28 protein-coding genes, 1 other RNA gene and 1 pseudogene are annotated in these 26,872 nt (G+C 54.2%); 23 read left to right on the top strand and 7 right to left on the bottom strand.

From position 1 onward, the window contains the following. Positions 1 to 4 precede the first annotated feature (4 nt). Positions 5 to 343, top strand: a complete 339-nt coding sequence (locus PFER_RS00180; RefSeq protein WP_048147750.1) for a nascent polypeptide-associated complex protein — start codon at positions 5 to 7, stop codon at positions 341 to 343. On the opposite strand, the gene PFER_RS00175 is transcribed toward PFER_RS00180, so the two are convergent. Next, the gene (locus PFER_RS00175) at positions 324 to 1,703 is read right to left on the bottom strand and encodes a HEAT repeat domain-containing protein (RefSeq protein WP_048147749.1); all 1,380 of its coding nucleotides are present in this window, start codon (positions 1,701 to 1,703) and stop codon (positions 324 to 326) included. The two genes, PFER_RS00180 and PFER_RS00175, sit on opposite strands and share 20 nt — an antisense overlap. Continuing rightward, complete coding sequence (locus PFER_RS00170) at positions 1,693 to 3,219, bottom strand: HEAT repeat domain-containing protein (RefSeq protein WP_157254961.1); 1,527 nt, start codon at positions 3,217 to 3,219, stop codon at positions 1,693 to 1,695. Before PFER_RS00170 ends, PFER_RS00175 begins: the two co-directional genes overlap by 11 nt. A gap of 194 nt (positions 3,220 to 3,413) precedes the next feature. Here PFER_RS00170 and hflX point away from each other — a divergent pair, with 194 nt between their 5' ends. Beyond that, entirely contained in the window at positions 3,414 to 4,697 is a 1,284-nt protein-coding gene (hflX, locus tag PFER_RS00165) for a GTPase HflX (protein ID WP_048147876.1), read from the top strand. Here the strand turns inward: hflX and PFER_RS00160 are convergent. Further along, positions 4,666 to 5,637: an inorganic phosphate transporter gene (locus PFER_RS00160; protein ID WP_048147875.1), complete on the bottom strand. Its 972-nt coding sequence runs from the start codon at positions 5,635 to 5,637 to the stop codon at positions 4,666 to 4,668. The genes hflX and PFER_RS00160 overlap by 32 nt on opposite strands. 291 nt (positions 5,638 to 5,928) lie before the next feature. Between PFER_RS00160 and PFER_RS00155 the strand changes: the two genes are divergently transcribed. From PFER_RS00155 to porB, 7 genes are all read left to right on the top strand, one after another. Further along, the gene (locus PFER_RS00155) at positions 5,929 to 6,486 is read left to right on the top strand and encodes a pyruvate/ketoisovalerate ferredoxin oxidoreductase subunit gamma (protein ID WP_048147747.1); all 558 of its coding nucleotides are present in this window, start codon (positions 5,929 to 5,931) and stop codon (positions 6,484 to 6,486) included. A 63-nt stretch (positions 6,487 to 6,549) separates the two neighbouring features. After that, positions 6,550 to 6,867, top strand: a complete 318-nt coding sequence (locus tag PFER_RS00150; protein ID WP_048147746.1) for a 3-methyl-2-oxobutanoate dehydrogenase subunit delta — start codon at positions 6,550 to 6,552, stop codon at positions 6,865 to 6,867. A gap of 10 nt (positions 6,868 to 6,877) precedes the next feature. After that, positions 6,878 to 8,065: a pyruvate ferredoxin oxidoreductase gene (porA, locus tag PFER_RS00145; protein WP_048147745.1), complete on the top strand. Its 1,188-nt coding sequence runs from the start codon at positions 6,878 to 6,880 to the stop codon at positions 8,063 to 8,065. 5 nt (positions 8,066 to 8,070) lie between these two features. Then, a complete protein-coding gene (locus PFER_RS00140) occupies positions 8,071 to 9,006 on the top strand; it encodes a 3-methyl-2-oxobutanoate dehydrogenase subunit beta (RefSeq protein WP_048147744.1) in 936 nt (311 codons plus the stop codon). A 71-nt stretch (positions 9,007 to 9,077) separates the two neighbouring features. Continuing rightward, positions 9,078 to 9,395, top strand: a complete 318-nt coding sequence (gene porD / locus PFER_RS00135; protein WP_048147743.1) for a pyruvate synthase subunit PorD — start codon at positions 9,078 to 9,080, stop codon at positions 9,393 to 9,395. Between the two features lie 10 nt (positions 9,396 to 9,405). Continuing rightward, positions 9,406 to 10,590 carry a pyruvate synthase subunit PorA gene (gene porA / locus PFER_RS00130; RefSeq protein ID WP_048147742.1) on the top strand — a complete coding sequence of 395 codons (1,185 nt, stop codon included), beginning with the start codon at positions 9,406 to 9,408 and terminating at the stop codon, positions 10,588 to 10,590. Positions 10,591 to 10,600: 10 nt separating this feature from the next. Beyond that, positions 10,601 to 11,596 (top strand): pyruvate synthase subunit PorB, encoded by a 996-nt coding sequence (gene porB / locus PFER_RS00125; protein WP_048147741.1) that lies wholly within the window; start codon positions 10,601 to 10,603, stop codon positions 11,594 to 11,596. A 66-nt stretch (positions 11,597 to 11,662) separates the two neighbouring features. On the opposite strand, the gene PFER_RS00120 is transcribed toward porB, so the two are convergent. Next, complete coding sequence (locus tag PFER_RS00120; protein ID WP_048147740.1) at positions 11,663 to 12,247, bottom strand: TRASH domain-containing protein; 585 nt, start codon at positions 12,245 to 12,247, stop codon at positions 11,663 to 11,665. A gap of 115 nt (positions 12,248 to 12,362) precedes the next feature. On the opposite strand from PFER_RS00120, the gene PFER_RS00115 reads away from it, so the two are divergent. The 11 genes from PFER_RS00115 to PFER_RS00070 all read left to right on the top strand — a co-directional run bounded on the left by PFER_RS00115 (position 12,363) and on the right by PFER_RS00070 (position 22,325). Continuing rightward, complete coding sequence (locus PFER_RS00115) at positions 12,363 to 14,762, top strand: heavy metal translocating P-type ATPase (RefSeq protein ID WP_048147738.1); 2,400 nt, start codon at positions 12,363 to 12,365, stop codon at positions 14,760 to 14,762. A 10-nt stretch (positions 14,763 to 14,772) separates the two neighbouring features. Beyond that, a complete protein-coding gene (locus tag PFER_RS00110) occupies positions 14,773 to 15,093 on the top strand; it encodes a thioredoxin family protein (protein WP_048147736.1) in 321 nt (106 codons plus the stop codon). A 31-nt stretch (positions 15,094 to 15,124) separates the two neighbouring features. Next, complete coding sequence (gene mobA / locus PFER_RS00105; protein ID WP_048147734.1) at positions 15,125 to 15,703, top strand: molybdenum cofactor guanylyltransferase MobA; 579 nt, start codon at positions 15,125 to 15,127, stop codon at positions 15,701 to 15,703. 77 nt (positions 15,704 to 15,780) lie between these two features. After that, positions 15,781 to 16,197: a nickel-responsive transcriptional regulator NikR gene (gene nikR / locus PFER_RS00100; protein WP_048147732.1), complete on the top strand. Its 417-nt coding sequence runs from the start codon at positions 15,781 to 15,783 to the stop codon at positions 16,195 to 16,197. Between the two features lie 151 nt (positions 16,198 to 16,348). Beyond that, on the top strand, positions 16,349 to 17,041 hold the full coding sequence (locus PFER_RS00095) for an FmdE family protein (protein ID WP_048147730.1): 693 nt from the start codon (positions 16,349 to 16,351) through the stop codon (positions 17,039 to 17,041). Positions 17,042 to 17,043: 2 nt separating this feature from the next. Further along, positions 17,044 to 18,162, top strand: coding sequence for an iron ABC transporter substrate-binding protein (locus PFER_RS00090; RefSeq protein WP_084593880.1), 1,119 nt, complete (start codon positions 17,044 to 17,046; stop codon positions 18,160 to 18,162). A gap of 5 nt (positions 18,163 to 18,167) precedes the next feature. Further along, positions 18,168 to 19,202 carry a FecCD family ABC transporter permease gene (locus PFER_RS00085; protein ID WP_048147727.1) on the top strand — a complete coding sequence of 345 codons (1,035 nt, stop codon included), beginning with the start codon at positions 18,168 to 18,170 and terminating at the stop codon, positions 19,200 to 19,202. After that, a complete protein-coding gene (locus PFER_RS00080; RefSeq protein ID WP_048147724.1) occupies positions 19,199 to 19,945 on the top strand; it encodes an ABC transporter ATP-binding protein in 747 nt (248 codons plus the stop codon). The genes PFER_RS00085 and PFER_RS00080 overlap by 4 nt, the downstream gene beginning before the upstream one ends. An 83-nt stretch (positions 19,946 to 20,028) precedes the next feature. Beyond that, positions 20,029 to 20,919: an Mrp/NBP35 family ATP-binding protein gene (locus PFER_RS00075; RefSeq protein ID WP_048147723.1), complete on the top strand. Its 891-nt coding sequence runs from the start codon at positions 20,029 to 20,031 to the stop codon at positions 20,917 to 20,919. A 104-nt stretch (positions 20,920 to 21,023) separates the two neighbouring features. Further along, positions 21,024 to 21,339: signal recognition particle sRNA (ffs, locus tag PFER_RS11960), an RNA gene on the top strand. An 83-nt stretch (positions 21,340 to 21,422) separates the two neighbouring features. Continuing rightward, positions 21,423 to 22,325, top strand: coding sequence for a dihydroorotate dehydrogenase (locus tag PFER_RS00070; RefSeq protein WP_048147721.1), 903 nt, complete (start codon positions 21,423 to 21,425; stop codon positions 22,323 to 22,325). 122 nt (positions 22,326 to 22,447) lie between these two features. On the opposite strand, the gene PFER_RS00065 is transcribed toward PFER_RS00070, so the two are convergent. The 3 genes and pseudogenes from PFER_RS00065 to PFER_RS00055 all read right to left on the bottom strand — a co-directional run. After that, positions 22,448 to 23,764 (bottom strand): 1-deoxy-D-xylulose-5-phosphate synthase, encoded by a 1,317-nt coding sequence (locus tag PFER_RS00065; RefSeq protein WP_245612362.1) that lies wholly within the window; start codon positions 23,762 to 23,764, stop codon positions 22,448 to 22,450. A gap of 12 nt (positions 23,765 to 23,776) precedes the next feature. Next, the gene (locus tag PFER_RS00060) at positions 23,777 to 24,643 is read right to left on the bottom strand and encodes a hypothetical protein (RefSeq protein ID WP_157254959.1); all 867 of its coding nucleotides are present in this window, start codon (positions 24,641 to 24,643) and stop codon (positions 23,777 to 23,779) included. 166 nt (positions 24,644 to 24,809) lie between these two features. Further along, positions 24,810 to 25,219: pseudogene (locus PFER_RS00055) on the bottom strand (IS6 family transposase); the annotation flags it as partial. A gap of 129 nt (positions 25,220 to 25,348) precedes the next feature. Between PFER_RS00055 and PFER_RS00050 the strand changes: the two are divergent. The 3 genes from PFER_RS00050 to queC are packed head-to-tail and all read left to right on the top strand — an operon-like array spanning position 25,349 to position 26,699. Then, entirely contained in the window at positions 25,349 to 25,585 is a 237-nt protein-coding gene (locus tag PFER_RS00050) for an AbrB/MazE/SpoVT family DNA-binding domain-containing protein (protein WP_011251211.1), read from the top strand. Beyond that, complete coding sequence (locus tag PFER_RS00045) at positions 25,573 to 25,983, top strand: PIN domain-containing protein (protein ID WP_048147717.1); 411 nt, start codon at positions 25,573 to 25,575, stop codon at positions 25,981 to 25,983. Before PFER_RS00050 ends, PFER_RS00045 begins: the two co-directional genes overlap by 13 nt. Beyond that, positions 25,980 to 26,699, top strand: a complete 720-nt coding sequence (gene queC / locus PFER_RS00040; protein WP_048147714.1) for a 7-cyano-7-deazaguanine synthase QueC — start codon at positions 25,980 to 25,982, stop codon at positions 26,697 to 26,699. The genes PFER_RS00045 and queC overlap by 4 nt, the downstream gene beginning before the upstream one ends. Positions 26,700 to 26,872: the final 173 nt, after the last annotated feature.

The raw sequence follows: 26,872 nt of genomic DNA, 5'->3' as shown, positions 1-26,872 counted from the left end.
GAAGATGTTCCCGATGAAAGGAATGAACCCCAAGCAGATGCAGAGGATGATGCGCCAGCTCGGGATAAAGATGGATGAGCTCGAGGGCGTCAAAGAGGTCGTGATAAGGTTCGAGAACAAGGAGATAATCATTGCCAACCCGCAGGTGACGGTTATAACGGCCATGGGCGAGAAGAGCTACCAGATAGTGGGCAAGGAAGAGGTCAGGGGAATCCTCAACCTGAGCGAGGAGGACATAAAGCTCGTCATGGAGCAGGCAGGGGTGGACTACGAGACCGCAAAGAAGGCCCTCGAGGAAACGGGGGGAGACCTCGCCGAGGCCATCATCCGGCTCCAGTCCTGAGCTTTTCCTTCAGGGCCGCCCTCGAAAGGGCGAGCGCAACCCTCTTTTTTAGTTCGGGATCGAGCCCCTCTATCCTATCTTCGTGCTTTCTAAGGAACTCCACAACCGCCTCCCTAAGGGCGTCGTTCTCCAGGAGGGGGAGGACCTTCTCCACCACCGTCCTCATAAGGCCGAGGTTCTCAACCCGCGAGGTCAGGAAGTCGAAGAGCTCAAGAGCCCCCCTGGCCCTCGAAGGTTCCCCCGAGTCGAGACCCGAGAGCACGAAGTTAACCGCCCTCTCCATTATCGAGGGGTACTTGATGGCGAGCGTCCCGAAGACCTTGATCGAGGTTGAGCGTATCCACGGGTTGTCGCTCTGGCCCATCTCCTCAAGCACGGGGACGAGCTTCAGCGCATCGTCGAGCTTTACGTAAGATGCCGCGTTTGAAAGCACCCAGAGGGCATCCAGCCTGGTCATGAGGTCTTCGGAGAGGAATATCCTCATCACGAGCCTTAACACCTCATAGTCCCTTCTCGCCAGCTCCAGCACGTAGGGGTGCTTCTCCATCTCGAACATGCGCTTTATGGTCTCAACCGAGTGCTCCTCCACCTCAACGGGCTCCATTTCCACCTTCGTCTCCCTCGTGAGGAGCTCATCCGCGCGCTCCTTCAGGGAAGCCTGGCCCGCACGATCGAGGGCATCGGAAGCGTTTTGGAGTGCCTCCCTCGAGAGCATTCCCTCCCTCCGAAGGGCTTTGTCTACGATATCCAGGGCAATGTTTCTGATGCGTGAATCCTCCTCGTCCAGGAGTTTCAGGGCAGTGTTGAGACCCTCCTCAAGTATCTGCGGGTTCTCCGTCCTTTCCACGATAGTGGAGAGAACCTCCATTGCCACAGCTTTCACCTCGGGGTTCCGTTCCTCCCCAACGATGGAGAGAACCCACGAGAGTATTCTGCGTGCGAGAGTTAAAATTCGCGCGCCGATGTTCCCGAGCCCCTCGGCGGCGTACTCACTGAGGAGCATCTTCCCCGAGGAGGTTATGCCCATCAAAACCTCCATCGCCTCGGGGTAGGTCTCTGGCGGGAGTTCCGTGGTGGAGAGTACCGTGTTGAGCGTCATGATCGCCTGGAGAGCCACGCTCTCATCCTTGGAGTGGATTAGGCGCATCACGCTTTTTACGGCCCTCTCTGCGGCCTCTCCCCGGAGTTTTCCCTTCAGTGCGAGCTTTTTTATAACGTAGAGAGCGTTTTTTTGAAGCACCGGGTCCCGCTTTTTCAACGCCTCCAGTATAGCCGAGAATACCTCTGGCTTCTCGGCCCGCTTCACGACCTCCCTCAGGTGCCAGCCCCTCAGGGCTTCGATAATCTCCTCATGGCTCATGCATCTCTCCTCCGGATTTCAGAGTATGGAGCAGGTCGAGAAGGATTAACAGTACCTCTCTCTCATCGGGAGAGGCCATGGAGTAGGCTTTGGAGGCGTAGGCCCCGAGGTATTCGAGGGTCTCGGCATCGAGCATGGGTATGTGTTCCGCCTGTTCCGCGAGGAACGAAAGTATGACCTTCCTTATCGCCGGTTCGAGGAGTCTGGGGGCCAGGAGGATAATCCCCGCCCTGAAGAGGCTGTTATCCGGGAGGCGTTTGTTTATCTCAGCCAGCACTTCGAGGCCTGCCCTGAGGTCGTTTGGGTCGTTCGAGTTTAACAGGGTATCAATGAGGGAGAGTATGAACTTGGAGGTTCCAGGGTAGAGTACGAACATCTCGGCAAGGGTCTTCGCAACCGTTGTCCTCGTCCACGCGTTTCTGCTCCTCAGGAGCTCGCCAAGCGTTGGCAGGACGGAGTAGGCTTTATCGGGGGTGAGGTGGTCAACCACCCTGCTCAGAACCCAGAGGGCGTCAAGTTTGAGGCTTTTTTCTTCAGACCTCAGGAGTTCCATAACCCTCGCAAGGGCCTCGGGATTCGTTCTAGCCATTTCGGCCACAATCTCGTGTTTTTCCTGCTCGAAAAGTTTCTCGATGTCCTCCACCGAGTACTTCTCCGCCCCTACGAGAGCTTTCCTCACGCTCTCCTCCACCGGCACCGTCTCGTCCGAGGCCTCAAGGCGGGCCAGGAGAAGAGAGGCCTTCTGGGAAAGTCTGTCGTCGTTCAGCACGGCCTTGACCTTGGGAAGGACTCTCTTTATGACCCTCTCGGACAGGGCGTCCCTCCTAGTTGCTATCCTGTTGAGGGAGAGCATAGCCCTCTCCCGGACGTAGCTGTCGTCGCTCTCGAGGAGGTCGGCCATTCCCGCGAAAATCTCGGACACTATGGAGCCATGGGAGCTCTTCGATGCCATCTCTGTGAGAGCGGTAATGGCCGCACCCTGAACCTCATGCTTATCGGAACCTGCGATGAGGGAGAATAGCCAGCCCACGACCTTGCGCGCTATTGCCAGTACCTTCGAACCCAGAACTCCAAGCCCCTCTGCCGCGTACTCGCTTATTATTGCCCTTCCCGAGCTCAGGACGTCCATGAGAGCATGACTAACGCGGTCGTAGTCATTCTCGTCCAGATCAACGTTCTCCAGAATTACATTCAGAAGTTCCACGGCCTGAAGGGCCACCCTCTCGTCCCTATCCTTAGAGGCTTTTATAATCTCATCGAGGAATTCCTCTATTTCCCCCTTTCCGATAATGCCCTTCTCCACGAGCTCTTTCAGAAGATACAGGGTGTTTTTCCGCACTAGGGGTTCATCCTTAAGGAAGTCGTGGAGAATCTCCAGAACGTTCTTGGATTCGGATATTAGCTCCATTAAATCGGCCATCCTCCAGCGCTTTACATCCTCCCGGAGGGCCTCCTTGTCAATTATAAACGTCGTTCGGGTGAGAAGAAAGACGGGCACCCACGGCATTAGCATCACTCAAAAAATATTTGTACCGACCTTATTTAAGCCTATCGCGGTCATTCTGCCCCTCACGGGCACATGCACCGTAGATAATGTTCAGGCTTTCGGGAGGAGAAAGCACATGAGGGCGATTCTTCGGGAAAAAAGGTAACATTATGTTCTTCCAGTCTGCAAAAAGCCTATATATGCCACCCCGATATGCCCTCTCAATGAGAGCGGTAGGAGTCATAAGGATAGACCCCCGTGAGAGGGTCCGGAAGAAGGAGTTTGAGGAGCTCCTTACCAGCGCAGGCTACGAGGTTATTACAATAATAGAACAGAACCGCGAGGAGCACCCGCGCTACAACATAGGCAAGGGTAAGCTCGAGGAACTCAAAACCCTTGTTGAGGAGCTCAGGCCGGACAGGGTTATCTTCGCCAACCGCCTAACTCCCAGTCAGGCCTACAACCTATGGAAGGAGCTCAGGGTAGAGGTTATGGACAAGTGGCAGCTGGTCCTTGAGATATTCGAGAAGCGCGCCCACTCAAAGGAGGCCAAGCTCCAGGTCGAGCTCGCCCAGCTCCAGTATGAGATTCCACTCGTTAAGGAGGCCATCCGGAGGATAAGGCTCGGAGACAGGGCCGGCTTCAAGGGTATGGGCGAGTACCAGACACAGCAGTACCTCAAACACGTCCGCTACAGGATGGGGAAGATAAGAAAAGAGCTGGAGAGAGTCAAAGCCGACCGCGAGGTCAAGAGGAAGCGCAGGGAGGAAGCGGGCTTTATCTTGTTCGCCCTGGCCGGCTACACTAACGCCGGCAAGAGCACCCTCCTAAACGCCCTCGCCAGGGAGGAGGTAGAGGCGAAGGCGCAGATGTTCACCACGCTCGATACCACCACCAGGAGCTTTCGCGTTGGGCACAAGAAGGTTCTCGTGACCGATACTGTGGGGTTCATAGACAACCTGCCCCCCTTCATAGTCGAGGCCTTCCACTCGACGCTCGAGGAGATAGTGAAGGCCGACGTGATACTACTCGTCCTCGACGTCAGTGAGCCGTGGAGTGAAATAAAGAGAAAGTTCCTGGCATCACTCAGGGTTCTAAGAGAACTAAGGGCCATGGACAGGCCGATAATCGTGGTGCTCAACAAGATTGACCTCACAACACCCGAGGACGTGGAGGACAAGAGGGCGGCACTTCTGGCGCTGGCTGAGGGGAGAATGGCACCCTTTGAGGTAGTGGCAGTCTCCGCAAGGGAGGGGGAGCTTGGGGAGCTCTTCAACGCCCTGGAGAGGGTTATAGTCACACTCCCGAAGTTCCGGGTTTTTGATATAATCGCCGACGCGGAGGACGTTCCGAGGGTTCTCTCCATCGTACGGGAAATCGGGGACGTGCTTGATGTAAGGTACGGCCAGAAAACTGTGATAAGGGCGAGGATCCAGGTGGGCATGATAAAGGAACTGACGAGGATGGGCGTAGAAATTAGAGCCCCGGGAGAAGGCCCGCAATCTTGAAGAGGTTGAAGACCGCGAGCGAAATCACGACGGCCGTTAGGGGCGTTGCAACCCATCCAAAGACTATGTCCTTAATGGTGCTCTTCTCAACCCCGTGGCCGGTGATGAGGCCCACGCCGATAACGCCGCCCACTATGGCCTGGCTCGAGCTCACTGGGAGGCCCAGGATGTTCGCCGCACTCACCGCCATGGCGGAGCCGAACTGGGCGGCAAAAGCTGAAATCGGGCCGAGGGACGTTATCTTCTTGCCAACCGTGTACATAACGGCGTAGCTGAAGGTTAAAGCCCCTAGGGACAGACTCAAGGCCCCAAATATCCCCGCCACCTTTGGGGCCATAAAGCCCGCGCCGACGAGGGGGCCCGTGGCGTTTGCAACCTCGTTGGCCCCGAAGTTGAAGGCCATGTACGAGCCTCCAAGGACGGCCGACCACTTGTACAGGAGCTCAATGTTCTTGACGCTTTTTATGCGGTTTATTATGAAGCCATAGAACTTGTACAGAATTATCGAGACGAGTGCGGCAATGACTGGAGAGAGCACCCACGCGAGGACAATCTTCGTGAGGGTGTACCACCTCACGGGGGCCCCTATTGATATACCAACGCCAACTACGCCGCCCACTATCGCCTGCGTGGTGGAGACCGGGAGGCCCTTTATGGTGGCTATCGTTACCCATATCCCTGCGGAAAGAAGGGCTATAGCCGCCAGCTCCAGCGTTAGGTAGCCCTCCGGCACTATTCCCTTGCCAACGGTCTTCATAACGCGGTAGCCCTCGAGGTACGCACCCATGAGGACAAATATCGCTATCGTGAGGGTGGCCTGTCTGAAGGTGATGACCCCCGCCCCTACCGCGGTTCCCATGGCGTTCGCGCTGTCGTTGGCGCCTATGTTCCACGCAATGTAAAAGCCCACTGAAACCACCGCAAGCCACAGCGCATCCATACCCATCCCTCTCCCGGGTATATAGTCAATATAGACAATATATCCGTGCTTGGCTTTTTAGTGTTTTGCCCAAGCGGGAAAATTTCCAGAAGGTTGGAAATGGGGGAACGAGGATTTTACATTTGTCAATTGGTCATTTGTGGAATGGCCATGACCTACTAAATGCATCAGACATGGGGTGTGTTCATTTCTACCCAAAGACACCTGTCGAACCGCCTTTCTTTATATACCGAAAACTAAATAAATGCTTTTCATCAATGAGAACTTGAAAACTTTTAGGGGGCAAAGAAGATGATGGAAATCCGTTTTCACGGTAGAGGTGGACAGGGTGCGGTTACAGCCGCCAACATATTAGCCGCTGCAGCGTTCTCCGAGGGCAAGTACGTCCAGGCCTTCCCGTTCTTTGGTGTTGAGAGGAGGGGAGCGCCAGTTACGGCCTTCACCAGAATAGACGACAAGCCGATAAGGATTAAGACCCAGATATACGAGCCCGATGTTGTCGTTGTCCTCGACCCCTCACTCCTTGAGGTTGTTGACGTCACCTCAGGCCTCAAGGAGGGCGGAATCGTAATAGTCAACACCGAGAAGAGCAAGGACGAGGTTCTCGAGATACTCAAGAGAAAGCCCAAGAAGCTCGCCATCGTTGACGCTACGGGCATAGCCCTCGACGTCCTTGGACTGCCGATTACAAACACCTCAATCCTCGGCGCAATCGCCAAGGCCACCGGCCTCGTCAAGATCGAGAGCGTTGAGGCAGCGATCAAGGAGACCTTCTCGGGAGCCCTTGGTGAGAAGAACGCCAAGGCCGCAAGGGAAGCCTTCGAGAAGACAGAGGTCTTCGAGCTCTGACTTTTCCAGCTTTAATCTCTCTTTAAAGCCTTGATAAGTTAAAGATAAAAGGAGGGGAGGCATTTGAACACCCTGTTTGGAAAGCAAAAGGCCGAGGCCAAGAGAATGGTATTCACCACCGAGAGTGAATACCCTGAGGCACCGGTTTCTCTTGGCACGACCTTAATAAACTTTACTGGAGACTGGCGTACATTCATACCCAAAGTTGACGACTCCAAGTGCGTCAAGTGTTACATTTGCTGGAAGTTCTGCCCCGAGCCGGCAATATACATACGCGAGGACGGATACGTGGGCATAGACTACGACTACTGTAAGGGCTGCGGTATATGCGCCAACGAGTGCCCGACCAAAGCCATAACCATGGAGAGAGAGGAGAAGTGAGGTGTTGGCCATGGAGTACAAGCCGATTAAGAAGGTTCTGAGCGGAAACTATGCCGCTGCTTATGCGGCCAAGCATGCCCGCGTTGAGGTTGTGGCCGCTTATCCGATTACCCCCCAGACCAGCATCATTGAGAAGATAGCCGATTTCATAGCCAACGGCGAGGTCGAGAACCTCCAGTACGTGCCCGTCGAGAGTGAGCACTCCGCCATGGCTGCTTGTATAGGCGCCTCCGCAACGGGTGCGAGGGCTTTCACAGCCACCTCAGCCCAGGGTCTCGCTTTGATGCACGAGATGCTCCACTGGGCGGCCGGTGCTAGGCTCCCGATAGTCATGGTTGACGTTAACAGGGCCATGGCTCCCCCATGGAGCGTCTGGGACGACCAGACGGATTCACTCGCCCAGAGGGACACCGGCTGGATGCAGTTCTACGCCGAGAACAACCAGGAGGTTTACGATGGAGTTCTCATGGCCTTCAAGGTTGCGGAGACCGTTAACGTGCCGGCCATGGTAATCGAGAGCGCCTTCATCCTGAGCCACACCTACGACGTTGTCGAGATGATACCGCAGGAGCTCGTGGATGAGTTCCTACCGCCGAGAAAGCCACTCTACACGCTTACGGACTTTGACAACCCGATTTCCGTCGGTGCCCTTGCGACGCCGAACGACTACTACGAGTTCCGCTACAAGCTCGCCAAGGCCCACGAGGAGGCCAAGAAGGTCATCAAGGAAGTCGGTAAGGAGTTTGGCGAGCGCTTTGGAAGGGACTACAGCCAGATGATAGAGCTTTACAGGACTGACGATGCTGACTTCGTCTTCATGGGAATGGGCTCACTCATGGGTACCGTCAAGGAGGCCGTTGACCTTCTCAGGAAGGAGGGATACAAAGTCGGAGCGGCAAAGGTCCGCTGGTTCAGGCCCTTCCCGACCGAGGAGCTCTACGAATTAGCCAAGAGCGTTGAGGGAATAGCGGTCCTCGACAGGAACTACTCCTTCGGAATGGAGGGCATACTCTTCACAGAGGCCAAGGGTGCACTCTACAACACCGACGCGAAGCCCGTAATGAAGAACTACATCGTTGGCCTTGGAGGCAGGGACTTCACGACCTACGATGTCAAGGCAATAGCAGAGGATATGAAGAAGGTTATGGAGAGCGGCAAGGTGGATGTAGAGGTGGACTGGTACCACCTTAAGAGGTGAGAAAAATGGAGATTCCTGAGAACGTTAAAAAGAGGCTTAGCCTTCCGGCAGAGGAGTACTTTTACGCCGGCCACACCGCCTGCCAGGGCTGTGGCGCTGCCCTCGGATTGAGGTACGTGCTCAAGGCATACGGGAAGAAAACCATCTTCACAATCCCCGCGTGCTGTTCAACAATCATTGCTGGACCGTGGCCTTACTCCACCCTCGGAGCACCACTTTTCCACACCGCCTTCGAGACCACCGGAGCGGTCATGGGAGGTATCGAGGCGGCGCTAAAAGCCAAGGGCTACAAGGTCAAGGGCGAGGATGGAGTTATGGTCGTTGGCTGGGCCGGCGACGGTGGAACCGCCGATATCGGCCTTCAGGCCCTCAGTGGATTCCTCGAGAGGAATCACGACGGCCTTTACATAATGTACGACAACGAGGCTTACATGAACACCGGAATACAGCGCTCAAGCTCAACCCCCCAGGGTGCCTGGACAACCAACACCCCCGGAGGAAAGGAGCACTTCCTCGAGCAGAGGCCCAAGAAGAAGGTCATTGACATAGTGATAGCCCACAAGCCAGCCTACGCCGCAACGGCCAGCATAGCCTTCCCCGAGGACTTCATGAGGAAGCTCAAGAAGGCGAGGGAAACTCCGGGTGCGAGCTTCATTCAGCTCTTCGCCCCGTGCCCAACGGGCTGGAGGGCCCCAACGGACAAGAGCATTGAGCTGGCAAGGCTGGCCGTTCAGACGGCCTACTTCCCGCTCTTCGAGTACGAGAACGGCAGGTACAAGATCAACATGCCCTCAACAAAGAAGGAACCCAAGCCGATCGAGGAGTACCTCAAGTACCAGGGCAGGTTCAAGTACATGACCAAGGAGGACATTGAGAACCTCCAGCAGTGGGTGCTCAGGGAGTGGGAGGAACTCAAGAAGAAGGCCGAGGTGTTCGGCTGACCCCCTTTAATTTTCGCAATGCATATAAAGGAAGGCGGGAGCATTAATGTGTATCACCGGAGGTGACGTATATGGTTGAAACTCCCTTTAAGGAAAACATCGAAAGGGTGGCGAAGGAGTATAGCGAAAAGATGACCCCCGGAGCGATAGCCACTATCCCGGGGAGCAGCGTAATAAACAAAACGGGTTCTTGGAGAGTCTTCATGCCCGAGTTCAACCGCGACAAGTGTACGCGGTGCTACCTCTGCTACATCTACTGCCCCGAGCCGGCCATCTACCTCGATGAGGAGGGCTACCCGGTCTTCGATTACGACTACTGTAAGGGCTGTGGTATATGTGCCAACGAGTGCCCGGTTGATGCAATCGTAATGGTTAGGGAGAGCAAGTGAGGTGGTAAGGATGCCGATAAGAAAGGTTATGAAAGCTAACGAAGCGGCCGCCTGGGCGGCTAAGCTTGCCAAGCCAAAGGTTATAGCCGCTTTCCCCATTACTCCGTCAACACTCGTTCCAGAGAAGATAAGTGAGTTCGTCGCCGATGGTGAGCTTGACGCGGAGTTCATCAAGGTCGAGAGCGAGCACTCCGCTATTTCAGCCTGTGTTGGAGCAAGCGCCGCTGGGGTTAGAACCTTCACCGCCACCGCCTCCCAGGGTCTCGCTTTGATGCACGAGATACTTTTCATAGCAGCGGGAATGAGGCTTCCTATAGTCATTGCCGTTGGAAACCGCTCACTCAGCGCTCCCATCAACATCTGGAACGACTGGCAGGACACGATAAGCGAGCGCGACACCGGATGGCTCCAGTTCTACGCCGAGAACAACCAGGAAGCCCTTGACCTTATCCTCGCCGCCTTTAAGGTCGCCGAGGATGAGAGGGTTCTCCTTCCGGCAATGGTCGGCTTCGACGCCTTCATCCTCACCCACACGGTCGAGCCCGTCGAGATACCCGACCAGGAGGTCGTTGATGAGTTCCTCGGTGAGTACGAGCCCAAATATGCTTACCTCGACCCGAGCAGGCCGATAACCCAGGGAACTTTAGCGTTCCCGGCCCACTACATGGAGGCCAGATACACGGTCTGGGAGGCCAACGAGAACGCCAAGAAGGTCATTGACGAGGTCTTCGCCGAGTTCGAGAAGAAGTTCGGCAGAAAGTACCAGAAGATTGAGGAGTACCGCACTGAGGACGCCGAGATAATCTTTGTCACCATGGGTTCTCTCGCCGGTACCGTCAAGGAGTACGTTGATGCTCTCAGGGAGAAGGGCATCAAGGTCGGAGCGGCGAAGCTCACCGTCTACAGGCCGTTCCCGGTTGAAGAGGTTAGGGAGCTGGCAAAGAAGGCCAAGGTTCTCGCGCTCCTCGAGAAGAACGTCACATTCAGCGTCGGTGGAGCCCTCTTCCAAGACTTCAGCAGGGCCCTCATCAACTGCAAGGAGAAGCCGATAATCCTCGACTTCATACTCGGGCTCGGTGGAAGGGACGTCACGTTCCAGAACCTCGACGAAGTCCTTGAGATAAGCAGGAAGGCCCTCAACGGCGAGAAGGTTGATGAGGTCACCTGGATTGGATTGAGGAAGGAGATACTGTGAGGTGAGGAAAATGGCCGTTAGGAAACCCCCGATTACCACCCGCGAGTACTGGGCACCCGGGCATGCAGCCTGTGCAGGCTGTGGCTGTGCCATCGCTCTCAAGCTCGCCACCAAGGCCTTCAGCGAGGCCATGGAAGAGAAGTTCGGAGATCCAAACGCCTTCGCCGTAGCCCAGGCCACCGGATGTATGGAGGTCGTTAGCGCCGTCTTCCCGTACACCGCGTGGAGGGCCCCGTGGGTTCACGTGGCCTTCGAGAACGCCGCGGCCGCGGCAAGCGGTGTTGAGGCGGCCTGGAAGAAGCTCGGCAGAAAGGGCAAGATACTCGCCATAGGCGGTGACGGCGGAACCGCCGACATCGGTATGCAGGCTTTGAGCGGTATGCTCGAGAGGAGGCACAACGTCGTTTACCTCATGTACGACAACGAGGCATACATGAACACCGGAATACAGAGGTCAAGCTCCACCCCCTACGGTGCCTGGACAACCACCAGCCCGCCGGGCAAGCTCTCCATCGGTGAGGACAAGCCCAAGAAGTGGGTTGCTCTGATAGCGGCCGCCCACCAGATTCCGTACGTTGCCACTGCAAGCGTTGCCAACCCCTTCGACTTCGTGAGGAAGATGAAGAAAGCGGCCAAGGTCGACGGACCGGCGTTTGTGCAGGTACAGTGTACCTGTGTGCCGGGGTGGCGTGCTCCACCTGAAAAGAGTGTAGAGATAACAAGGCTCGCCATCGAGACCGGCGTCTGGCCGCTCTTCGAGATCGAGAACGGCGACTTCCACAACATCAAAATACAGGCACCGGGAGGAGGCGCCAAGGTCAAACGCGAAGGCGGCAAGATAGTCGCCATTGAGTTCAAGAAGCCCATCGAGGAGTACCTCAAGTACCAGGGCAGGTTCAAGCACCTCTTCAAGCAGCCAGAGGCCATAGACGAGATGCGCGAGCAGATCAAGGCAATGTGGAAGGTTCTCGGTGTCGAAGTCACCCTCCCGAAGCCGGAGGAGTGACTCTCTTCCTTCCCCGCTCTTTTTATTAGTTAGGATGACTGCAAAAGGTTGAAGGGGCAGGAGAAATCAATGCTCATGGTGTCCCTCGGGGTTCTTTAGCTTTTCCAGGTTCTCCCTCGTCTTCCTGAACTCCCTGAAGCACGTCGGGCAGCAGAAGAAGTACACCTTGTTGCGGTATTTGTAAACGATGGGCTCGCCCACTATCTCCTTCCCGCAGTAGTCGCACTTAAAGGGCACCTTGACCTTGGGTGGGGTCTTTTTCTCTATGCTCTCCAGTATTGGCATTATCTCGAGCACCTCAAAACCTGCCCCCTCAATGACTTTCCTCAACTCCTCCATGCTCTCAACCGCGATCTTTATCAGGTACTTTCTGCTCGTGAAGCGGTTTATCTCGATTATCTCCTCAAAACCCTTCATCTTATCCGGTTCGTCCGTTTTTACGATTAGGGCAACGACGTTGTGGGCCCTGAGCAGGTCGGGGTTGAGCTTTATCGTGTAGCCCTGTATCATCCCTTCCTTCTCAAGCTTCTCCAGCCTTGCCCTTACCGTGGGCCTGCTTACGCCAAGCCTCTCGGCCAGTTCGGAGATGCTGAGTCTCGAATTGTCCATCAGGAGGTAGATAAGCTTTAGGTCCAGTTCATCCAGTGTCATTCCAGTCACCGCCTATATCTTGTTTTCAAACTATAAAAATTCTTCGCTTGAATTTTTCAAAGTGTAAAAAATAACCCCCATAAGGCTGGCAGCGTAATAACTATCGGTGAAGAAAATGGAGATCACTCTCAAGGTCAACGGTATGACGTGTGCCATGTGCGTTAAAACCATAGAGACCGCCCTAAAGGAACTTCCGGGCGTGAAGGACGCCAAAGCAAATCTAGGAACAGAAACTGTCTTCGTCAGCTTCAACGAGTCCGAGGTCGGTTTGAACCGGATTATCAAGGCCATTGAGGACGTCGGCTACACAGTGGTTCGCGAGAGGAAGGATGTGGTGGTCAAGATAGGTGGAATGACCTGTGCCATGTGTGCCAAGACGATAGAGGCGGCCCTTAAAGAACTCCCGGGTGTTCTAGAAGCAAGCGTCAACCTCGGAACGGAGACCGCAAAAGTAAGCTATGAGCCGAGCGTTGTAGATCTGGAGGACATCAGGAAGGCCGTTGAGAGCGTCGGCTACCAGTTCATTGGTGTGGAGGGAGAAGAGACCCACGACGTCGAGAGGGAGCTTAGGGAAAAGGCCCTCAGGGACATGAAGAAGAAGCTGGCCGTTGCGTGGAGCATCGGGATAGCGCTCTTCGCCTCCATGCAGGTGGACCGTTTTGGGATAGAGATACCATACCTAATGCCGATCCAGTTCGTCCTGGCAACGGTAGCAATAGCCTACGCGGGGAGGGGGATATTCGGGAAGGCGATCTCCTCGCTCAAGCATAAAACGCTGACGATGGAGGTCATGTACTCCCTCGGCATAGGTTCGGCATACTTTGCGAGCGTCCTGGCAACCATCGGGATAATTCCTGAGGAGTTCAACTTCTACGAGGCCAGCGTTCTTCTCATGGCCTTCCTTCTGCTCGGCAGGTTCCTTGAGACGAGGGCGAAAGGGAGGACAAGCGAGGCCATAAAGAAGCTCATGGGTCTTCAGGCGAAGAAAGCCCTGGTTTTAATGGACGGGAAGGAGATCGAGGTTCCGATAGGTGAGGTAAAAGTCGGCGACATCGTGATAGTCAAACCCGGCGAGAGAATTCCGGTTGACGGGGTTGTCCTCGAGGGCGAGAGCTACGTCGACGAGTCGATGATAACCGGCGAACCGGTGCCCAACCTGAAGAGGAAGGGCGACGAGGTCATAGGCGGAACGATAAACAGGAACTCCGTGCTTAAGGTTGAGGCAAAGCGCGTTGGCAGGGACACGGTTCTGGCCCAGATAATAAGGCTCGTCGAGGAGGCACAGAACACGAAGCCGCCGATACAGCGGCTCGCTGACAGAATCGTGGCCTATTTCATCCCGGCGGTGCTCACGATAGCCCTCCTTTCCTTCGCCTACTGGTACTTCATCGCGGACGAGCCGGTACTATTTGCCTTCACGACGCTCCTCAGCGTCCTCGTCATAGCCTGCCCCTGTGCCTTCGGATTGGCGACCCCAACGGCCCTGACCGTCGGGATGGGAAAAGGGGCTGAGATGGGCATCCTCATAAAGAACGGAGAGGTGCTGGAGATAGCGAGGAAGGCAACCGTCGTTCTTTTCGACAAGACGGGAACGCTCACCAAGGGACAGCCGGAGGTTACAGACGTCATCGCGCTTGGAATGAGTGAAGAGGAGTTCCTTAGGCTCGTCGCTTCGGCTGAAAAGCGCTCCGAGCACCCGCTGGGAGAGGCAGTTGTGAGGAAGGCGAAGGAGCTCGGGCTTGAGGTTGAGGAGCCGGCGGAGTTTGAGGCGATTACTGGGAAAGGAGTCAGGGCCGTTATCGGAGGAAAGGAGGTATTGGCTGGAAACAGGAAACTTATGGTGGAGAGGGGCCTCAACCTTGGAGCGGTGGAGGAGACCCTCCAGAGGCTCGAAAACGAGGCCAAGACTGCTGTCGTTGTGGCGATAGACGAGCAGATAGCGGGCATTCTCGGAATAGCGGACACGATAAAAGAAGGCGCCAGGGAGGCCATCGAGGAGCTCCACAGGATGGGCAAGAAGGTCGGCATGATTACCGGCGACAACAGGAGGACGGCGGAGGCAATAGGGAGAACCCTCGGCGTGGACTACATTCTGGCAGAGGTTCTGCCGGGAGACAAGGCCAACGAGGTGAAGAAACTCCAGGAGAAGGGCGAGATAGTTATCTTCGTGGGAGATGGTATCAACGACGCTCCGGCCCTGGCACAGGCCGACATAGGGGTAGCGGTCGGGAACGCGACGGACATAGCGATGGAGAGCGGCGACATCGTGCTCATGAAAAACGACCCGAGGGACGTGGTTAAGGCCATAAAGCTCAGCCAGAGGACACTCGGGAAGATAAAGCAGAACATCTTCTGGGCCATGTTCTACAACACGATGCTCATACCCTTCGCGGCGGGGCTGGCGTTCCTCCTCTTCGGAATTGAGTTCCAGCCCGAGTGGGCCGCAGGTGCGATGAGCGTAAGCAGCGTGAGCGTCGTCACGAACTCCCTGCTCCTGAAGAGGGCAAACGTTTGAGGTGGTCGAGATGATAGTCGAGTACGACGGAAAGGTGGACTTCGAAAAAGGGAAGGCTGTGCTGTGGTTCTCAATCCCAGGCTGTCCCCCGTGCAGGCTTGTGGAGAACTTTATGAAGGAGGTCAGCGAGGAGTTCCCTGAAATTAAAGTAATCCACGTGAATGCGGAGGAGTGGAGCGACCTGGTGAACCGCTTTGACGTCCTCAACGTCCCGACACTGGTCTACCTTAAGGACGGAAAAGAGGTCGCCAGGCAGAACCTTATAAGAAACAGGGAAGAGGTTCTTTTGAGGCTCGAAGAGTTAAGGGAACTCCAAAGGGCAGGTTTATAACGTTCCTCCCCAATCTTTTTAGGGGAGCACAATGATAGGCGCGGTGCTCGCAGGGGGAAGAGGGACGCGTTTCAGGGGTAACAAGCTGCTCTTCAGGGTCGGTGGCAAACCTCTTCTGCTCCACGCGCTTGAGAGGCTCGAAAGAGCCGCAGGAATTAGGGAGATAGTTCTGGTGACCTCCCCCGAGAACGTCGGGGAGCTGGAGAAACTTGGCTACGCTGTTGTGGTGGACAAACTCACCGTGGGCCCGATAGGGGGGGTTTACACCGCACTGGATATGGGCGATGCCTTCGTGGTCGCCGGAGACATGCCCCTCCTCGTTCCCGAGTTCGTTGATTACATGATAGAGCGCTTTTACGAAACCAAAAAGCTAGCGTGCGTCCCCCGCTGGGCCAACGGTTACATTGAGCCCCTACACGCGGCCTATTCCAAGGGGTTCCAAAAGCTCCTGGGAGAACAGATAGCGGCAGGAAACTACGCGATAAACCAGGCGATAAGGGAGAGCGACGCCTGCTACCTTGAAATAGAAGAGCTGCCCGCGGAGTGGAGGGAGAGCTTCTTCAACGTGAACACGAGGGATGACCTCCGGAGAATCCACCGCGGCCTGTAGGCTTCCGCAGAGGTTCAGAACCGAAGGTTAAACTAAATTTAAAAAAGAATGTTGACGTACTTTGGAGGGGGATGTTCATGAGTGTAATACGTTTCGGTGTCTCCGTTCCCAAGGAGCTTCTTGACAGGTTCGACAGGATAATCGAGGATAAGGGGTACGTGAACAGGAGCGAGGCCATAAGGGACATGATGAGAGATTTTATAATCCGCCACGAGTGGGAGGAAGGTGATAGGGAAGTGGCGGGAACGATAACCCTCCTCTACAACCACGATGAGGCGGAGGTTGTTAAGGAGCTCCTCGACCTCCAGCACGACTACTTGACGGAGATAGTGTCGAGCATACACGTCCACATGGACGAGCACAACTGCCTCGAGGTCGTCATCGTCAAGGGGAAAGCGAGCAGGATAAAGGAGATAGCGGACAGACTGCTCAGCCTCAAGGGGGTCAAGCACGGGAAGCTCGTGATGACAGGAACGGGCAGGGAGCTGGTCTGAAGCCCACGCACTCTTCTCTGTATTTTCTGAATAATGCTCCCATTTTGGGAAATGGTGCCTCTCCTCCGAAGGGGTTTTAACCTTTTGTTCATAACACTCAGATTAAAAAATTGTTAAAAATCGTGCTACTTTATCTCAAATTGGTGATACCATGCTCACGCTCAACAAACTCGTTGGGGAGAGGAATGCAGAGGGCATCCTGGAGTACGCGAGGGAGTTCCACGGGCACGTATGCCCCTACCTCGCGCTTGGAATAAGGGCGTCGCTGGTGGCGATGGAGGAACTCGGCGTCGGAAGGCTTGACTACTCAGGAAGCGTCGATGAGTCGATCTTGGCGATAGTCGAGGTCAACAGCTGCTTCACGGACGGCGTCCAGGTCGCAACGGGCTGCACACTCGGGAACAACTCCCTTATCTACCTCGACCTCGGAAAGACGGCTTTAACGCTCGTGAAGCGCTCGACCTGGGAGGGGGTTAGGGTCTACGCTGATGCTGAGAAACTGGCGAAGTACTACCCGTCCGGTGCTACGGAGCTCTTCAACAGGGTCGTGAAGGAGCGTAAAGGGACACCTGAGGAGAGGAAACGCCTCTGGGAGCTGTGGGAGGAGGCCGCTATGAGGATGCTCCACCTGCCGAGGGAGGAGTTCAAAATCGAGCGGGTAAAGATTCCTCCGATAGAGCAGGCGCCCATCTTCAACAGCCTCCGCTGCTCCAGTTGCGGAGAGCTCGTCATGGAAACGAGGGCCGTTTACGTGGATGGAAAGCCATACTGCCTCTCCTGCGCCGGGGAGAAGTACCTAGGCGTTATCGGCCGCGGAATAGTTGAACTCGGGGGGAGGGAATGAAGATGAGGAAGCTACTGGCGCTTTTCCTCGTGTTTCTCGTGGTAGCGGTCAGCGGTTGCATCGGGAGCAGCAACGGCTCTGATACCGGGAAGGGAACCGTGACGGTTACCGATGCGATTGGAAGGACGGTTGAAGTGCCCGCCGAGGTCACAAAGGTTGTCGCCGCCGGGCCCGGAGCGCTTAGGCTCATAGTTTACCTCAACGCTAGCGATACGGTTGTTGGCGTCGAGGACTTCGAGAAGAAGTACTCCTTCGGGAGGCCTTACATCATAGCACATCCCGAGCTTAAGGAGCTGCCGAGCATAGGGCCCGGCGGGCCGGGCAAGCTCCCCAACTTTGAGGCACTGATAAACCTCAAGCCGGACGTGATATTCCTGACCTACGTTGATAAAAAGACCGCAGATGAAATCCAAGAGAAAACGGGCATTCCAGTTGTGGTTCTCAGCTACGGTCAGCTTGCCATCTTCAAGGACGAGGAGCTCTTTAAGTCCATTGAGCTCGCTGGGAGGATACTCGGGAAGGAGAAGAGGGCCAAAGAGGTCATAGACTTCATCAAGTCCACCCAGGACGATCTCGCGAAGCGCACCGAGGGCGTTGAGCCGAAGAGGGTCTACGTCGGCGGGATAGGCTACAAGGGCGCCCACGGCATCGAGAGCACCGAGGGGGATTACCCGCCTTTCAATGTAGTCCACGCGGATAACGTGGCGAAGGAACTTGGAACCGGCCACCACTCCATAGACAAGGAGAAGCTCCTTGAGTGGCAGCCCGACTACATCTTCCTCGACGAGGGTGGCTTAAAGCTCGTCCTCGACGACTACAGCGAGAACTCCGACTTCTACAACTCCCTTGAGGCCGTGAAGAACGGCAACCTCTACGGCCTGCTCCCCTTCAACTTCTACACCACCAACATAGGGACGGCCCTCGCCGATGCCTACTACATCGGCAAAGTCCTCTATCCAGGACGCTTCGAGGACGTTGACCCCGCAAAGAAAGCCGACGAGATATACTCCTTCCTCATCGGGAAGCCCGTCTACAGGGATATGGCGAACCAGTTCGGCGGCTTCGGGAAGATAGACCTTGAGAACGGAACCGTTAAGTATTCCCTACCGACTTCCCCGTGATGCCTATGGACTACGAGGGCTACGTTGCAAGAAAGCTCTCCATCGGCCTCCTTTTATTTCTCTTTACGGTTCTGGTTAGCCTCTACTCCCTCTCCCACGGTTCTTACTACCTCTCCATCCGGGAGGTTCTTAATGCGCTCATCGGGAGGGGGAGCGAGAGTGCTTCTCTCGTGGTCTGGAACATCCGCCTGCCGCGCATAGTGGCCGGCCTCCTGGTTGGGGCGGCGCTGGCAGTTTCAGGTGCAGTGATGCAGGGCTTCCTGAGGAACCCCCTGGCGACCCCCTTCACGATGGGGGTTTCACACGGGGCGATGTTCGGCGCTTCCCTCGCCATAATCCTCGGAGCGGGCTACGCGGAAAGCTCCGGCAGAATCTCCCTTAATAACCCCTACGCGGTGGTGCTGTTCGCTTTCCTGGGAGCCATGATTGCGGTGGGCGTGATTCTTCTCCTCGCGAGGCTCAAAGGGCTCTCTCCAGAAGCGATAATCCTTGCGGGGGTGGCAATGAGCTCCCTCTTTGTGGCGCTGACGACGCTCGTCCAGTACTTCGCCGACGAGCTTCAGCTTGCCGCAATGGTCTACTGGAGCTTCGGCGACCTCGGGAGGGCCACCTGGCGGGAGGACATGATAATGCTCCTAGTTTTCACGCCCGTCTTCATCTACTTCGTCGTGAAGAGGTGGGATCTTAACGCGTCAGCCGTCGGTGAGGAAGTTGCAAAAAGCGTCGGCGTGGACGTCGAGAGGGTTCGTTTGATATCCACGTTCCTCGCGGCCCTCATAACCGCCGTGGGCGTCGCCTTCGTTGGGGTAATAGGCTTCATCGGGCTCATAGCCCCCCACGCGATAAGGCTCGTCGCGGGAGGGGACTACCGCTTCCTCGTGCCCCTCTCTGCCCTCGCAGGTGCGCTCCTCCTTGTTACAGCGGACACCGTTGCGAGGCTGATTCTGGCCCCAATGGTGCTCCCCGTTGGCATAGTGACCTCATTCCTCGGCGCTCCGGCTTTCATCTACCTGCTGGTGAGAATGGAGGGGAGGAGATGAAGGTCATTGAGGTAAGAAACCTCCGCTACTCATACAACGGGGCCGAAGTCCTGAGGGGAATAAACTTGGAGATAGGAGGAGGGGAGTTTGTCGCGATCCTCGGGCCGAACGGCGCTGGCAAGAGCACCTTGCTGAAGTGCCTCTCCGGAATCCTCAAGTGCGGGGGGGTTAAGGTCTTTGAAAGGCCCATCGAGGCGTATCCTCGGGACGAGTTCGCGAAGCTTGTGGCCTACGTTCCCCAGAGGACTGAGCCCGGGTTCATGACGGTGTTTGATACGGTTCTCCTCGGGAGGAGGCCGTATATGGGGCTGAGGCCTTCAAAGCGGGATGTGGAAGCCGTGAGGAGTGCGTTGAGAAAGCTCGGGATAGAACACCTCGCCCTCAAGACCACAAACAAGCTGAGCGGTGGCGAGCTCCAGAAGGTTAGCGTGGCGAGGGCTCTGGCGCAGGAGCCGAAAATCCTCATGATGGACGAACCCACAAACAACCTCGATATTAAGAGCCAGCTTGAGGTGATGAGGCTCGCGCGTGGGTTCTCTTCCGAAGGGAAGACTTCCATTCTGGTGATGCACGACGTCAACCTTGCGCTGCGCTTCGCGAAGAGGTTCGTGTTCATGAAGGGCGGTGAGATAATGGCAGATGGAGGAATTGAAGTTCTCGACGGCGAGCTGTTCAGGGAGGTCTACGGTGTGGACGTTGAGATAGGCGAGGTGAGGGGAGTTCCGGTGGTGGTGCCCCTTTGAGTACTCAAATATGAGTAATACTGTCAAATTTTGGGGCAAAGCTTTTAAGTTTACCGAACAACCTCCTCTGGAGGTGGTTTAAGATGACGATCAAAGCTCCTACTCTCAACATAGGTGGCCTCGGGGCCGATCCTCTCGCCCAGAGGATTGAAGAGAAGCAGAAGAAGTGGAAGTACAAGATAGCCGTTCTCAGCGGTAAGGGTGGCGTTGGGAAGAGCACTGTCGCCGTCAACCTCGCAACGGCCCTGGCGAGGAAGGGCCACTTTGTTGGGATACTCGATGCGGACATACACGGTCCAAACGTCGCCAAGATGCTCGGCGTTGACAAGGCGGACGTTCTGGCAGAAAAGCGCGAGGACGGCAGCTTTGAGATGCTCCCGCCGATGAACGACTTCATGGGGCAGACGACTCCGATAAAGATCATGAGCATGGGCTTCCTCGTCCCCGAGGATCAGCCCGTCATATGGAGAGGCTCACTGGTCACCAAGGCCGTCAAGCAGCTTCTCGGGGATGTGAAGTGGGGAGAGCTCGACTTCATGATAATTGACTTCCCGCCGGGAACGGGGGACCAGATACTCACAGTTACACAGAGCATACCGCTCGATGCCGCCATAATCGTCACCACGCCCCAGGAAGTAGCGCTCCTCGACACTGGGAAGGCCGTCAACATGATGAAGCGCATGGAGGTTCCGTACATAGCGGTTGTGGAGAACATGAGCTACCTCATCTGCCCGCACTGCGGAAACGAGATAGACCTCTTCGGCAAGGGCGGTGGGAGAAAGCTCGCCGAAAAGGAGGGCGTGGACTTCCTTGGGGAGATTCCCATCGACCTCAAGGCGAGGGAAGCCAGCGACAACGGAATCCCGATAGTCCTCTACGAGGATACGATAGCGGCGAAGGCGTTCATGGAAATCGTGGACAGACTCATAAAGAAGCTCGAAGAGATGAAGGGAAGCAAAGGAGACGGGGAGTGAAACTCCCTTTAACTATACTTTTCTAAACATGCTTCTTTGCAAGTTTGGTGCTAGTTCCAGAAGAACCAAATCTTTATATACCCGCCCCATCTAATAGGCAATGGCGGCGGACTAGGCTGGGGGGTTCGGCGTCCCCTGGAACCCGAAACCGTCGATATGCGGGGGCCGAAGCCCGGAGGGCGGTTCCCAAAGCCGTCCGGCCGAACCCGGGAGGAGTTATGATCCCTCGTCCCACGGGGCCGGCGGTGGGTCGGGTACGGCTGAAGGGCCGTGCCAAGACCCTTTGCCCGTCGAACCCCGTCAGGCCCGGAAGGGAGCAGCGGTAGGCGGGACGCCCGGCGCTCGTGGGGCAAACGGGGGAGAACAAGTCCCGGTGGAGGCCGGGCGGGGGAGGGTCCCCACCTCCGGGCGCGTCCGCCGCCATTAGCATGTCCAGTGGGTGTGGCTTTTCTGATGCAAAAAACTTAAGTTCCCCCACGCCCTTTTGCCAATGGTGTGTAAGGATGGCCAGCCTAAAGCTCGAGCTCTTTGGAATTAAGTTCGAGAACCCGCTCATTCTCGCATCAGGGATAAATGACAAGGTTCCCGAGCAGTGGATACGGGCGCACGAGGAAGGCGCGGGAGGAGTCGTTACCAAGTCTATTGGCATCGAGCCTAGAAAGGGCTACGACAACCCCACGATAGTCGAGCTCCCCCACGGCCTGATAAACGCGATGGGCCTCCCAAATCCGGGGTGGAAGGGCTTTCTCGAGATGATTGAAGGTTACACGTTCGACTTCCCGCTTATAGTTTCTATCTTCGGCGGAACCCCCAAGGAGTTTGCATTCCTTGCTGAAAAGCTGAGCGACGTTGCTGACGCCTTCGAGCTCAATCTCTCCTGCCCCCACGCCAAGGGCTACGGCATGGAGATAGGGCAGAGACCGGAGAACGTCTATGAGGTCGTCAGGGCTGTCAAAGACGCGACGGATAGGCCCGTCATAGCCAAGCTCACCCCCAACATTGACGACATAACGAAGCTCGGCTTGGCGGCAGAGAGAGCGGGAGCTGATGCAGTCTCGGCGATAAACACCCTAAAGGCGATAGCAATAGACGTCTACGCCAGAAGGCCGATTTTGAGCAACAAGGTCGGCGGCTACTCCGGGCCGGGCGTCAAGCCAATTTCCCTGAGGGCGGTCTACGACCTCGCGAGAACCCTCGAGATACCGGTGATTGGCATTGGTGGAATAACTACCTGGCAGGACGCAGTTGAGTTCCTCTTGGCTGGAGCCTCAGCGCTCCAGATTGGCACAGCCGTTTCCCTCCGCGGCTGGAAGGTGTTCCGGGAGATAAACGCGGGCATTGAGCGCTACCTTGAGGAGGAAGGGTTTTTAAGCGTGGGGGAAATTGTGGGGCTGGCTTTGGAGTGAATGAAGCCCCCATTTAATTCTTAATTGGGAACAGCGCTTAAGTTTCACGGTGGGTTCTAACCTTAGGTAACTTGGAGGGAAAACAAAGGGAATAAAAGCAGACATTGTTCACAGTTTTTAGTTCATTCATAGCCCTTTGTCATTACAGTAAGATATGGACAGAACTTTTGAGCCAGAACTTTTGTCATCTCGTAGTCATAAACAATGTGGGAGTCATAATCGTGAGTCCTGTATATACTGTAGGGTATTTCGGGGTTTAATGTATTCCGAAGGGTATTTTCAGCTCGTTTGAAATACCAACCTGTAGGGTCTTTTAGGTATAAGGATGTTATTGTATCCCTAGAGCATTCTTCGAGACTGTTTATGGCTTCTCCCCTTAACCTCAGGATAATCTTAGCTTTGTCTGTTAAGCTTTTTGAACTGTTGAATTCCAGTGCTAAGCTTTTAAACTCCCTAAGTCCTTCTGCAATGGCAATGCTGTAGAGAAGGTGATAATTTGCTGCAGAGTAGTATCCTTTTTGAAGAGCGATGATGCCTCTCCTTTTATGATAATCCTTCCAATCGCACGCAACTTTAGCCATCATCACGGTGATGTTGCAGGGTCTATCAATTTCGGATAGATTTTTTCTGAGCATGTCCACCTCGCTTTCGAGCTCCGTTGGCTGGAAGTTTCCCATATTCACGTGCCTCATCAGTACTAACGCATCCTCCAAAAAGCTCCTAGCGTATTCCAAGTCATTTGTTATTCTGCTTCCCAACAGTGTTAGGTTTTCTGCCTCTTCAGGGGTTGTGGGGGTATGTTCTTGTTTTAACTTTTCCAAAGAGATAGCAGACCTGTTTAAAAAGATCTCGGCTTCGATTAAATTGTGTTCTATTTTTAGTCCAGTGACCATGTAGTCTGTAAACTCCACACCATTTTTCATCTTCTCCTCCCATCTGCCCTCAATATCATCTTTGATGATCGTGATATTCTGGAGTTCTTTGAAGGTATAATCAAGAAACTCTGTTCTGTTAGTGGCCACGAGATGGGAACCGAGGTAGTCTGATGCCAGTATTGCACAGACCCTTGCCTGTGTGAGAGCATCATAAAATTCTTCCGTGTGATAAAAGTTGTAGGTCTTGTTGAGGCATCTATCCACATCCTCAATTTTGTTTTTGGATATGTTCAGCTGTATCAGCTTACTCCTGAGCAATAATACCCGGTCAATGGCAACTCTGCTGTCATCTTCATCTACCTTCTTGTTAAGGTATGTGGAGGAGGTAGAATTGTAGCTTGCTCTGTAATTTTGGAAGTGGGATTCAACCAGCTTGGCACTGACATTGAGGTCTAATCTCATTTCCTCTCGTGTTTTATACTCTTGGTATTTTAAGTATGGAATGAAAATAGAGAGAGATAAGATAAAAATAGCCAAAAGGGCCATAAACCTCTGTGTACTCATGAAAAATCCCCCTCAGTTGTTGTTTTTGTTTCCATAATAGACCTTTGTAACCGTTGTAACACTTGCACTTCTTCCGGTTTTTCCAATTATAGAGGAAGGAACAATGCGAGTTATTTTGGAGAGTATTGGGATGCTGTTATGAGAGTATCCAACAATATATAGTGTTGCGCCACCACTTACTCTGAATTCGTAATCGGCCTCCTGTGGATTTACTATACTCCAAGTTACCCCTGCCCCATAGTCAGTGCCTCTAAATCTTGAATCCCCATAGAATCTAATTGTTATCTTCTTGACGTCATAGGCCACATCCCCTGAAGTTTGGATAGCATAACTTCCCCTCTCACTTTCCCCAATATTGAAGAGAGGATCTATAAAATTTGGTAATCCAAGAATTCCCGCTAATGCGTCTACTGCATTCTTAACGAACTCCTTATATGCCATCTCCGTTTTTGACTCGCTGGATCCCGATTCCACAACAAAAATGCCATTTGTCCCAGTTAGTACTCCAACATGGGTGGACGTTGATGGTTTTACAACCTCAACCTCAACAGAAAGCCAATGCCCACTGCTAACCGGGTAATAATAGTGATTCCATCCACTTTTCCATCCTTTTCCGAGTTTCACTCTAAGGACAAAAGTTTGTTGGGGTGTGGCAAGGCCATCCTGATTAATTACCGCTACTTTAGGTAGATACGTGGAAGCTATACCAACTTTCCCTATGAAATGTCCGTTCCAGTAATACGAGAATGAATAATCAGCATTTGTCTCTGGCTCTGACGCACTAACCATTCCACCACCTGCTCCCAAGACTAACAATCCCATCAACAGGCCTAGCACTTTCCTCCACATTATAGATATCTCCTTAGTAATATTCTGCATGACATGATTAAACTATTAAGCTTATAAATTTTCCGTTTTATAATAATAAAAAATCGTATTTAATGATTTTAATATCGTGTTATTTAGGGATAAATAAACTCCTGGTAATGGAAAAATAACGAATAGGTGGTCCGTTGGTTACGTTCTTTATCGTTAGTTGATACTGTTAGGATAACTGGGGCATCACCTCCTGAAACCATTCGGTAATATTGCCCGGGGGCTTATCCAGCGTGGAGTGCGTCCTAACGAGATTATACCAGAAGGCAAACAGGAAGATAAACCTGTGAACCCTCCTCCAGTCTTTACCCCTGAAATTATTCCAGAAACGCTTAATCCGCCCCTTAACAGTTCTAAACCAGCGCTCAACATAATTCCTGGGTCCAAAAGTCACGTGAATAAAGGGCAACTTCAAACTATTGAACGCAGATGGGTACCAGACAGCCCTATCAACCAGAAAAACCGGTATCCCCTCACAGGAGTTTAAAACAGTCCCAATGAACCTTTGGCAATCCACAGGTTTCTGGTGGGAGTAATCCAGACTGTTAACACTTCCCGGCTCTCAATGTCAATGGCCGCCCTAAACAGTTATAAATCACAGGAGGAGGTGTACTGGTATTATCACCATCTTCAACTATCGCGTGATATCGATGGGGCAGTGATAATGCTTATTTAGTACATTAAATAACTACATTATGGTGAGATACTATGCCACTGACGAAGGTCACCCGCAACTACCAGATAACGATTCCAGCTGAGATAAGAAAGGCCCTCGGGATAAAGGAAGGCGAGTACCTCGACGTTGAGCTCAGGGGGGACGAGATAGTGATTAAACGGGCCAAAAGGAAGTGGAAAACCTTCAGGCTCGGCAGGAAGATAACCGAAGAGGAGCTTGAGAGGCTCGAAGAGGAGGCCATGGAGGAGGAAATGGCATGGAGGCCGTGATAGACACCAACGTTTTCCTATACGCGGCGGTTGAGGAGATGCCCCGCCACAGGGAGGCCTTTGAACTCCTGCACTCCCCCTCTCTGGAGAAATGGATCGTGCCAACCATTGTCATTTACGAAGTCGTCTGGAACTTCAGAAAGCTCGGCTTCTCAAGTGAAGAGGCCAGGGAACTCGTAGAGCAGATAGTTGAAGACGAGAGAACAAAACCCGTAGACGACAGGAGGTACCTGACAAAGGCGTTTGAGACCCTCCAAAGCCTTTCCTTAACACACTACAACGACTCGGTGGTGTTGACCATAGCTAAGGAAGTTGGGGCTCTTGCAACCTACGACAAGAAGCTTAGGAAGAGAGCTAAGAAACTGGGCATTAAACTGCTTCCGGAGGTGGTAGAATGAAGCGCGCGGTCGTTCTCTTCAGCGGCGGGCTTGACAGTACGGCCTGCCTCTACTGGGCGAAGAAGAACTACGACGAGGTCATAATGCTGACAGTTAACTACGGCAGCAACGAGGAGAAGGTTACGAACAGGGTGGCGGACTTCTTCTCGAAGGAGCTGGACGTTCCGCTGAGAATAGTAAGGCTCGACTTCCTCGAAGAGTTCTCAAAGCTCAGAGGGACAACCCTCGTCGGTGGGGAGACGCCAAAGGTCACTGGAGAAGAGCTTGAGGACATGAGTGTTGCTCAGGAGACGGCGAAGAGCGTCTGGGTTCCCGCTAGAAATGTCGTCCTCATAAGCGTTGCCGCTTCCCTGCTGGATGCCCTTGGGGGTGGGGACATAATAGTCGGCTTCAACGCTGAGGAGGGCGCCACGTTCCCGGACAACACACCTGAGTTCGTGGAAAAGATGAACGGGATGCTAAAGTACGGGACGATGGCGGAGGTTAAGGTAGTTGCACCGCTCATAGACCTCGACAAGAAGGGCATCGCGAGGCTTCTGAAGGAGTTGAATGCAAAGTACGAGTACTCCAACTCCTGCTACATGCCGAAGGGCTTCACTGAGGACGGAAAGCCTATCCACTGCGGTGAGTGCGAGAGCTGCGTGAGACGCCACCGCGGGCTGATGGATGCCCTCGGTGAGGACAGGACCGTCTACGCGGTCGAGCCGAAGATTTGATGAATCTTTTGTTTCTTCTTCTATTTCAACTATCGCCCTGTGGGAATCACAGTGTGTTCACAATGTCGGCATGATTATTGAGCTCAAAGGACGTGAACCCTATAAACATATCTTTGTCTAATCAATGGGGATGGCACCAAGTTAATACGCATTTTTTTGCATAAAAATTTCAG

Origin of the sequence: Palaeococcus ferrophilus DSM 13482 (assembly GCF_000966265.1) — an archaeon.
In the GTDB taxonomy this organism is placed as follows: domain Archaea; phylum Methanobacteriota_B; class Thermococci; order Thermococcales; family Thermococcaceae; genus Palaeococcus; species Palaeococcus ferrophilus.
This window is presented reverse-complemented; position numbering and strand designations above follow the sequence as displayed.